Origin of the sequence: Bradyrhizobium sp. (genome assembly GCF_049581145.1) — a bacterium.
In the GTDB taxonomy this organism is placed as follows: domain Bacteria; phylum Pseudomonadota; class Alphaproteobacteria; order Rhizobiales; family Xanthobacteraceae; genus Bradyrhizobium.
The window spans coordinates 1-6,505 of the sequence record NZ_JBAURI010000706.1; the positions used below are offsets into that span (position 1 = coordinate 1).

Below are 6,505 nucleotides of genomic sequence, written 5' to 3' on the forward strand. Positions count from 1 at the left end.
GGCGTTGCCCTTGAGCGCCCGGGTCGAGACCCCGCTCAGCGTCCGGCGGCCAAGTGCGCCGCGCGGCGCGTTGATCTGCTTATAGGCTTCGGCCAGCCGCGACAGCGTATCGCGGTGATCCCGCAGCGAGTCCGGCAGCACGCGGTCGGAGAGCACTTCGAACAGCGCGCGGCCATCGTGGACATAGTCATCCTTGAGATGGGCCAAGGTCAGGATGGTCGGACGGATGTCGGTATGATCGGAGAAGATCGCGCCGAATTCGCCGGTCTGCTGCACGCCGGGACCGACCATGCCGAGCCAGGTGTGCGTGATCTGGTTCTGGAAATCGCCGTGGTTCCAGACGAAGCCCGGACCGGGAAACGCGAAGCACCCGCCGGCCACATTGGATACCGGCGTGCAGGCCGTGGTGTGATGCGCGGACGCCGACAGGAAGTAGTCGGGATTGCCGAACAGCGTGAAGTCCGGCGAGCGCGCCGGGTCGTGCGAAAGCATGTGCAGCAATTGCTCTTCGGCGCGATCGGCCAGAGCCTGCGTCACATTGTTGGTCTCGCCGGCGGCGCCAGCATCGTCGTCGAAGCCGAGCATCTGGCCGGCCTGCTGCTCGAGCGTGCGCACGGTGGTCGAGGTCTGCGCCAGATTTCCGTTGACGTAGAAGGTCGGGGCATCGTCGCTGTGCACGCTGAACGGCGTCGAATTGTTGAACTCGGCGAAGTAGACCTCGCTCAGATCGGCATCGACCTCGCCTTTCCGCGCGTAGGTGCAGGGGGTGCGAATGCCGTCGCAATCGGCCGGCGAGGGCGGCAGTCCGAGCGCCGGATGATCGTTCTCGTCGGCGGTGACCACGAACAGCGTGTTGTCCTTGGTGATGCCGTCGGCGGCGAGGCGGGCGAAGAAGGCCGCGAAGGCCTTGTCGTAGACCTGGAGCTGGTAGACATAATCGGCTTCGCCCGGGCCGAAGGCGCCGTCGGTGTCATTGGGCAGCGGCGCGCCCGCGAAGTGATGATTGTCGTGGGCGTCCTCGATGTAGAGATAGACCACCGGCACGCCGGCTTCCAGCATCTGCGCGGCATAGCCGAGCGTCTGCTGCGGAGCCGGATCGAAGCTGGCAGGGAAACCGACATTGGGTCCATTCGGCGCCGCGACGCCGTCGGTGATGGGATTGCCGAACAGGTCGTTGACGAAGGCCTGGCCGTGATTGATCACGGGTGCGATGTATTTGTTGCCGAACAGCGCCTTGAAGCCGACATAGCCTCCGGTGCCGGTGCCGTTGGGCTGCGGCTCATCCTGCAACGCGTCGGTGACGGCGCGGCTCGATGCGCCGCAGATCGCGCTGTTTTGCGCACAGTGGATCGCAATGCCTTCAAAGTCCGCCGCCGCCAAGGTCGGATTACTGGTGGCCTCGGTCAGCTCGGCCGATGGATTGCCGAACACGGTCGCAACATCGCCGGTGGCACTGCCGTTGGCGTTTTCCAGCTCGATATTGGCGATCGAGAAGGCGCCGACGTCGCAGCCGGCGCGCGTGAACGGCACCCACGGCGCCGGATGCGTCAGGCCGCGCTGGTCGACGAATTCGGGCACCAGGAGCGCGGTGCCCGAGGGGTTCTCGTTGACGACATCGCTCCAATACGCAAACGAGCTCTGGAAATGCGGCGTTCCGGCGGGATCGAGAAAGCCGAAACTGTTGCCGACGCCGAAGCCGAAATTGGCGCCGTAGACGCCGGTCAGCGACGTCGTGATATCCACCGAGGTGTGCGAGATCAACGGGGTATGATGGTTGGTCAGCAGCGTCCCCTGGCCGCGCAGGAAGTTCAGAAGGCTCGGGATCTGCTCGAGGTCCGACGGGACGTTCGGAATGTCCCGGCGCAGATGCACGTTGTCGAACTGCAGGTAGACGATGTGCTTGATCCCGTTGCCGAGATTGCAGGTCGAGGCGGCGAGCGACGGTGTGGCGCTGCCAAACAGCAGCGCGGCCGCGCCGATGGCGCAGCAGGTCATCCTGTGCATTTGACTCCCCCGGAGTTGGTTGGCTCGAAATGAGGAACGAAAAAGGCGCGCGAGACGGACGCAATTGAACGCAGACGCGCCCTCGAGCTTTAGGTGCGGAATATTACTGACGGATGTCCGCCTGCTTGCAGCGCGGTGACGTTTCCATGACTGCGGATCGGCGCGAGAGTCTGTTGCAACGCACTCTCATTTCACGCGTCGCCGATGATGGTCGTCGGCGCGTGCCGCCTCTTCGCTCGACCGATCCGACGCGCCGCTTGACTTCGATCGGTCGGCAGCCAAATTACCTCCTCGTGCGAACTCCGGGCCTCGCACGCCTATCCGGACGTGGTCGATCAAACCCAGTCAAATCGGGAGAGCGTTTTGCATATTTGGCAGCGGCGATCCCTGCGCGCGTTGAGCAGGCTCGGATTTCTTTGCATCTTCTGCGCCTCGGCGTGGCAATCGGCTCATGCAGATGGCTCGGTATCGTCCTTGGGGATGGGCTACGGCGCGCCCAACCAGGCCGTGTTTGCGCAATTCCTCGCCGTGATCCAGCAGTATAACGCCTCGGGAGAGCGCTTTCGCATCGACGGCCACTGTCAATCCGCCTGCACCATGTTCCTTTCAATACGCAACGTCTGCATCGCGCCAGGCGCGACGCTGTTGTTTCACGCCGGCGGCTCCATGCAGAAGGGCATCATCAACCCCTCCGTCACGCAGCAAATGCTGAGCACCTATAACGCTGCCTTGCGTCAGTATGTCACCGACCACCATTTCATGGATACGTTCACCTTTCATCCGATTTCAGGCAGCGAAATCATCAAGCGCTTCGGCTATCGGGCGTGCCGCTAGACGGGTTGATCTGAAACTTCGCGACACCACGAATGCCCGTGCGAGGCTCGGCCGCGCCATGGACCGCACCACGCACTCGTGCTTGCCGAGATCCCGGGGATGGCTGGGCTCTCCCTACCAATCTGAATGAACCGCGCGGGGGCGCGGTGGGCGCTGTCACGCGTCTGACCGGATCAATCTCCGACCGGTACGAAGTCGTTGCGCCAGGTCGTGGCCGCGCCTGTCTCCGCTCAGGCGGGCTGCGATGCTGACGGTCGCGGCGTTCCCTGATAAGGTTGGCCCATGAATCTCGTGAAGCGAAGCGGGCCTCGCGGCGTCATTGTCGTCGCATTCCTGATGATCCTGTTCGGTCTGGCAGAGATCGTGACGGGCTTCACGCACCAGTTCTTCGGCGTCACGACGGCAAAGGGCATAACCTCCGCCTACGCAGGGACATCGATTGGCGCTCTCTACGCAGCGGCAGGTTTGCTCGTCCTGGCCATGAGGAGATGGACTGCGACGCTCGCGATCGCATGCCTGGCGGCCGATCTCGTTGGCCGAGTTGCAATGGTCCTCACGGGACTCTATCCGGTCGAGTCTCCCCGCCAGATCTTTGCAATTGTCACGGGGACGGGAGTTGTGGTTGCCTTCGCGATATATATCCTGTCGAAGTGGCGCGCTTTCGAGTGACCGCGAACATTCGCCGCGCGATCGAAGCCTGGTGACGATCACGTCGCTCATTTCGCTGTACCGCAGCAACGAGTTGCCGTTTCATCTGAAGCGGGCGCTGCAAAACGGCATCACCAGGGACGAGATCATCGGAACGATCACGCATCTGGCCTTCTATGCCGGCTGGCCGCCGGCAATGACCGCGCTGCAGATTGCGCGAAAAGTCTTTGCCGAGGCGGAAGGCTGACCCGGCTGCAGAAACGCTCTGGTGCGGAGGCGTGCCGGCGCTGCCCGAGGCCGACAAACGGCCCCGGTGCGGGGCTGGGTGCGCCGGGGCCGTTCGCAGTGGGCGCGGCACGCGATCCGCGTCGATCGCTACAAAATCAGATTTGTAGCGATCGTTCTGCCCCGCTGGATGCTTAGCGGGATCGTCCGATTGTCTGATCGCGCCTGCCGCTCTTGAACGCGTGCTGAATTCTGCTTATCCTGATCCCGGGCAGCACGGGCAACGAACAATCCCGGGCAGCACGGGCAACGAACAAAAGACGCATGGTAGACAACCTCAGGCAATCATTGGATCAGCTGGAGCAGCCGATCTGCCCGAACTGCCGGCTGGAGATGAAATGGTTTCGGTCTACGCTGCAATCGGCCGATCCGATCGAGATCTCGCATCTGTTCAGTTGCCCGAACTGCAAGCGCACTGCCGAAACGAAATCGACGATGAGAGCCGTCAGTATCCCGCCGGAGAAGCTCTCGGCTCCGTTCGTCCGGCGCGCCGCCTAGGTCGGTTGTCCCTGATGCCATCGCTCCGCGTCCGCGCTGCGGGAATGTCGTGCGGTGTGCTGCCGCCGCTGGCGCGTAACGCGTAGCGGTTTGTGGGTGGGCAAAGCGCCCGCAGAGCGAGGGCCGAGGCGTGCCCACCATCGCCGTGGACGCACGAAGGTCGGCATCGCGCGAAGGGCGCCTTTGCCCACCGGCACCGATGATGTCTCACCCGCTCTGCAACGCGGTGATCGCGCGATCTGCGGCCGGCAACGTGCTGAAACCGTTGCGCCAGGCGGCGGCGACGGCGAGGGACTCGGCGCGGGTCATGCCGCGCCAGCGCAGGCGCAGATATTTCGATGCGCCGTACGGCGTGGTTCGTCCGCGCTCGCGCAGCCCGTCGAGATAGGCGAAACAGGCGGTGAGATCGGCGGCTCCGATCGATCCGGGAAGCTGATGGTTCATCATGATGCGTCCTCCTGGCGCGCGATCTCCGCCTCGATCGCGTCGAACACGATGTCGATCGGCATCACCGCGAGCGTGACCCAGAGGATGATGCCGGCACGGACGGCAAGCAGAACAGGCAGCATGGCTTTACTCCGCGGTCTCGGGCGTCGTCTGGGTGAGCGTCTGGCGCAGCAGGCAGTCGTCGAAGGCGTAGGAGGTGGCCTCCGAAACCTCGCCGGTGAGCGTCAGATCGCGCAGCACCATGTCGCAGATGCGCGCGGCGTCCTTTGTCGTCTCGGCAAATTCGCGTTCCGCGGCTCGGCGCTCACGGTCCCAGCGGGGGGCGCCCTTGTAGGCGGCCGCGACCGCCATGCGCGCGTCGTAGCGGGCGCGCTGCGGCCGGGTCAGATCGTCGAACCAGCGGCCGGCCTCGGCCTCGCGGCGTTCGCATAGCTCGCGCGCGTCGGAACGGTCATCCGGCGCATGATGCGGGTTTCTGGCGTAGGAGCCGGACATCGGATGTCTCCCTCTGGCTGGTAGAGGGATACTGTATCTAAAATCGCTACAAATCAAGTGTCGTAGCGAAAAAAGATACGGCTATGAATCGGAAGAGCAGGATGGGTGGAGGACGTCGCGAACCCATCAGCCCAGGGGTGCTGGTGGTGATGGGTTTCGCTGCGCTCTACCCATCCTGCGCGGATGCGAGGATGGCGATCTGTAGACGAGCGATTTCGAAATACGAATCATATCGCGCCGCGGCCGGAGCATGAGCGCCAACGGTGCTGGTGGTGATGGGTTTCGCTGCGCTCTACCCATCCTACAGATCCGATTCTCGGAATCGCTCGGCTAGAGGTCCAGCACCGTTCGCTTGACGCGGCCGATCACGTCGAAATCGCGTTTTTTGCGGATGAAAACCGGCTTGTGCGCCGGATTGGTCGAGTAGGGCGACAGATAGGCCGGGTCGCCGTCCTGCCACATCTTGTAGGTGGTCTCGCCGTCGATCGAGAAAATATAGAATTTTCCGGTTCGCAATTGCCGGTCGGCCTTGTTGACGATCACGATCGAGCCGGGCGGCGACACCCGGTCCATCGAGTCGGCGTCATCTTCCAGCCGCAGCGCGAAGAATTCGCCGCGACCGAGGTCCGTAAAGGCGAGCAGCGGCACATCCTCGATCGGGATCTGCGAGGAGGGCGCCTTCAGCCGGCCCGCCGTCACCGTGTCCAGCAGCGGGACCTGGACCAGTTTTGCGGGCAGCCTCTCGCTTCGTTGCGGGGCGCGCAGCGTGGCGGGCGCCGGGTATCCGGTGATCTCCTCGATCGCGAACAGCTCGTCGGCCGAGACCTTGCGCCTGCCGAGCACCATCTTGTTGACCTTGGAGCGATCGACCTCGCCGCCGATCCGCTCGGAGAGTCGGCGCGCCAGGTCGGACTGCGACATGCCGGCGTGCAGCATCGCGGCCTCGACCCATTGCGCCATCGGGGGCTTTTTCAGCTTCGCTACGGTCATGGGGATATTGTAGAGGAAAGCGCTACAAAAGTCTGTGGACAAATTCGCTACAAAACATCTTGCTTTATGTATCCATAATAGCTACGACAACCCAAAAGCGAGTCTTCGACCGGTTGTCCTCGTCGCGGGAGCCGCCCCGCAGCAGACGATGTTCGGGACATGCCGGAACGTTCACGACAGGAATCGAGCCATGGCGCGCGTGATGAACATCCAGGTTCGGCCGCTGACGCCGACCGAACGCGAGGCCATCCTGCGGCACCGCGCCTTTCACGATTCGATTGCCGCAAAGGCCGCGGCGCTCGCA

9 protein-coding genes are annotated in these 6,505 nt (G+C 63.5%); 4 read left to right on the forward strand and 5 right to left on the reverse strand.

Going from position 1 to position 6,505, the window contains the following annotated elements; translation table 11 throughout:
• The coding region (locus WCB02_RS22975) for a hypothetical protein (RefSeq protein ID WP_423961724.1) at positions 1-2,004 on the reverse strand (2,004 nt) is incomplete at its 3' end.
• Positions 2,005-2,478: 474 nt separating this feature from the next.
• Here WCB02_RS22975 and WCB02_RS22980 point away from each other — a divergent pair.
• The 4 genes from WCB02_RS22980 to WCB02_RS22995 all read left to right on the forward strand — a co-directional run bounded on the left by WCB02_RS22980 (position 2,479) and on the right by WCB02_RS22995 (position 4,269).
• Positions 2,479-2,838, forward strand: a complete 360-nt coding sequence (locus WCB02_RS22980; protein WP_423961726.1) for a hypothetical protein — start codon at positions 2,479-2,481, stop codon at positions 2,836-2,838.
• A 282-nt stretch (positions 2,839-3,120) separates the two neighbouring features.
• Positions 3,121-3,507 (forward strand): hypothetical protein, encoded by a 387-nt coding sequence (locus WCB02_RS22985; protein ID WP_423961728.1) that lies wholly within the window; start codon positions 3,121-3,123, stop codon positions 3,505-3,507.
• A gap of 31 nt (positions 3,508-3,538) precedes the next feature.
• Positions 3,539-3,733, forward strand: coding sequence for a carboxymuconolactone decarboxylase family protein (locus WCB02_RS22990; protein WP_423961729.1), 195 nt, complete (start codon positions 3,539-3,541; stop codon positions 3,731-3,733).
• A 326-nt stretch (positions 3,734-4,059) separates the two neighbouring features.
• Positions 4,060-4,269: a hypothetical protein gene (locus WCB02_RS22995; RefSeq protein ID WP_423961730.1), complete on the forward strand. Its 210-nt coding sequence runs from the start codon at positions 4,060-4,062 to the stop codon at positions 4,267-4,269.
• A gap of 207 nt (positions 4,270-4,476) precedes the next feature.
• Here the strand turns inward: WCB02_RS22995 and WCB02_RS23000 are convergent, their stop codons facing one another.
• The 4 genes from WCB02_RS23000 to WCB02_RS23015 form a co-directional block, all read right to left on the reverse strand.
• Positions 4,477-4,716, reverse strand: a complete 240-nt coding sequence (locus tag WCB02_RS23000; RefSeq protein WP_423961732.1) for a hypothetical protein — start codon at positions 4,714-4,716, stop codon at positions 4,477-4,479.
• On the reverse strand, positions 4,713-4,838 hold the full coding sequence (locus tag WCB02_RS23005; protein WP_423961733.1) for a hypothetical protein: 126 nt from the start codon (positions 4,836-4,838) through the stop codon (positions 4,713-4,715). Before WCB02_RS23005 ends, WCB02_RS23000 begins: the two co-directional genes overlap by 4 nt.
• A gap of 4 nt (positions 4,839-4,842) precedes the next feature.
• Positions 4,843-5,211 carry a hypothetical protein gene (locus WCB02_RS23010; RefSeq protein ID WP_423961736.1) on the reverse strand — a complete coding sequence of 123 codons (369 nt, stop codon included), beginning with the start codon at positions 5,209-5,211 and terminating at the stop codon, positions 4,843-4,845.
• Positions 5,212-5,541: 330 nt separating this feature from the next.
• A complete protein-coding gene (locus WCB02_RS23015; RefSeq protein ID WP_423961739.1) occupies positions 5,542-6,201 on the reverse strand; it encodes a LexA family transcriptional regulator in 660 nt (219 codons plus the stop codon).
• Positions 6,202-6,505: the final 304 nt, after the last annotated feature.

Bases quoted from the DNA above. Each gene is read 5' to 3' on its own strand.
- WCB02_RS22985 (WP_423961728.1), top strand. From the start codon at position 3,121: ATGAATCTCGTGAAGCGAAGCGGGCCTCGCGGCGTCATTGTCGTCGCA.
- WCB02_RS23000 (WP_423961732.1), bottom strand. From the start codon at position 4,716: ATGATGAACCATCAGCTTCCCGGATCGATCGGAGCCGCCGATCTCACC.
- WCB02_RS23005 (WP_423961733.1), bottom strand. From the start codon at position 4,838: ATGCTGCCTGTTCTGCTTGCCGTCCGTGCCGGCATCATCCTCTGGGTC.
- WCB02_RS23010 (WP_423961736.1), bottom strand. From the start codon at position 5,211: ATGTCCGGCTCCTACGCCAGAAACCCGCATCATGCGCCGGATGACCGT.
- WCB02_RS23015 (WP_423961739.1), bottom strand. From the start codon at position 6,201: ATGACCGTAGCGAAGCTGAAAAAGCCCCCGATGGCGCAATGGGTCGAG.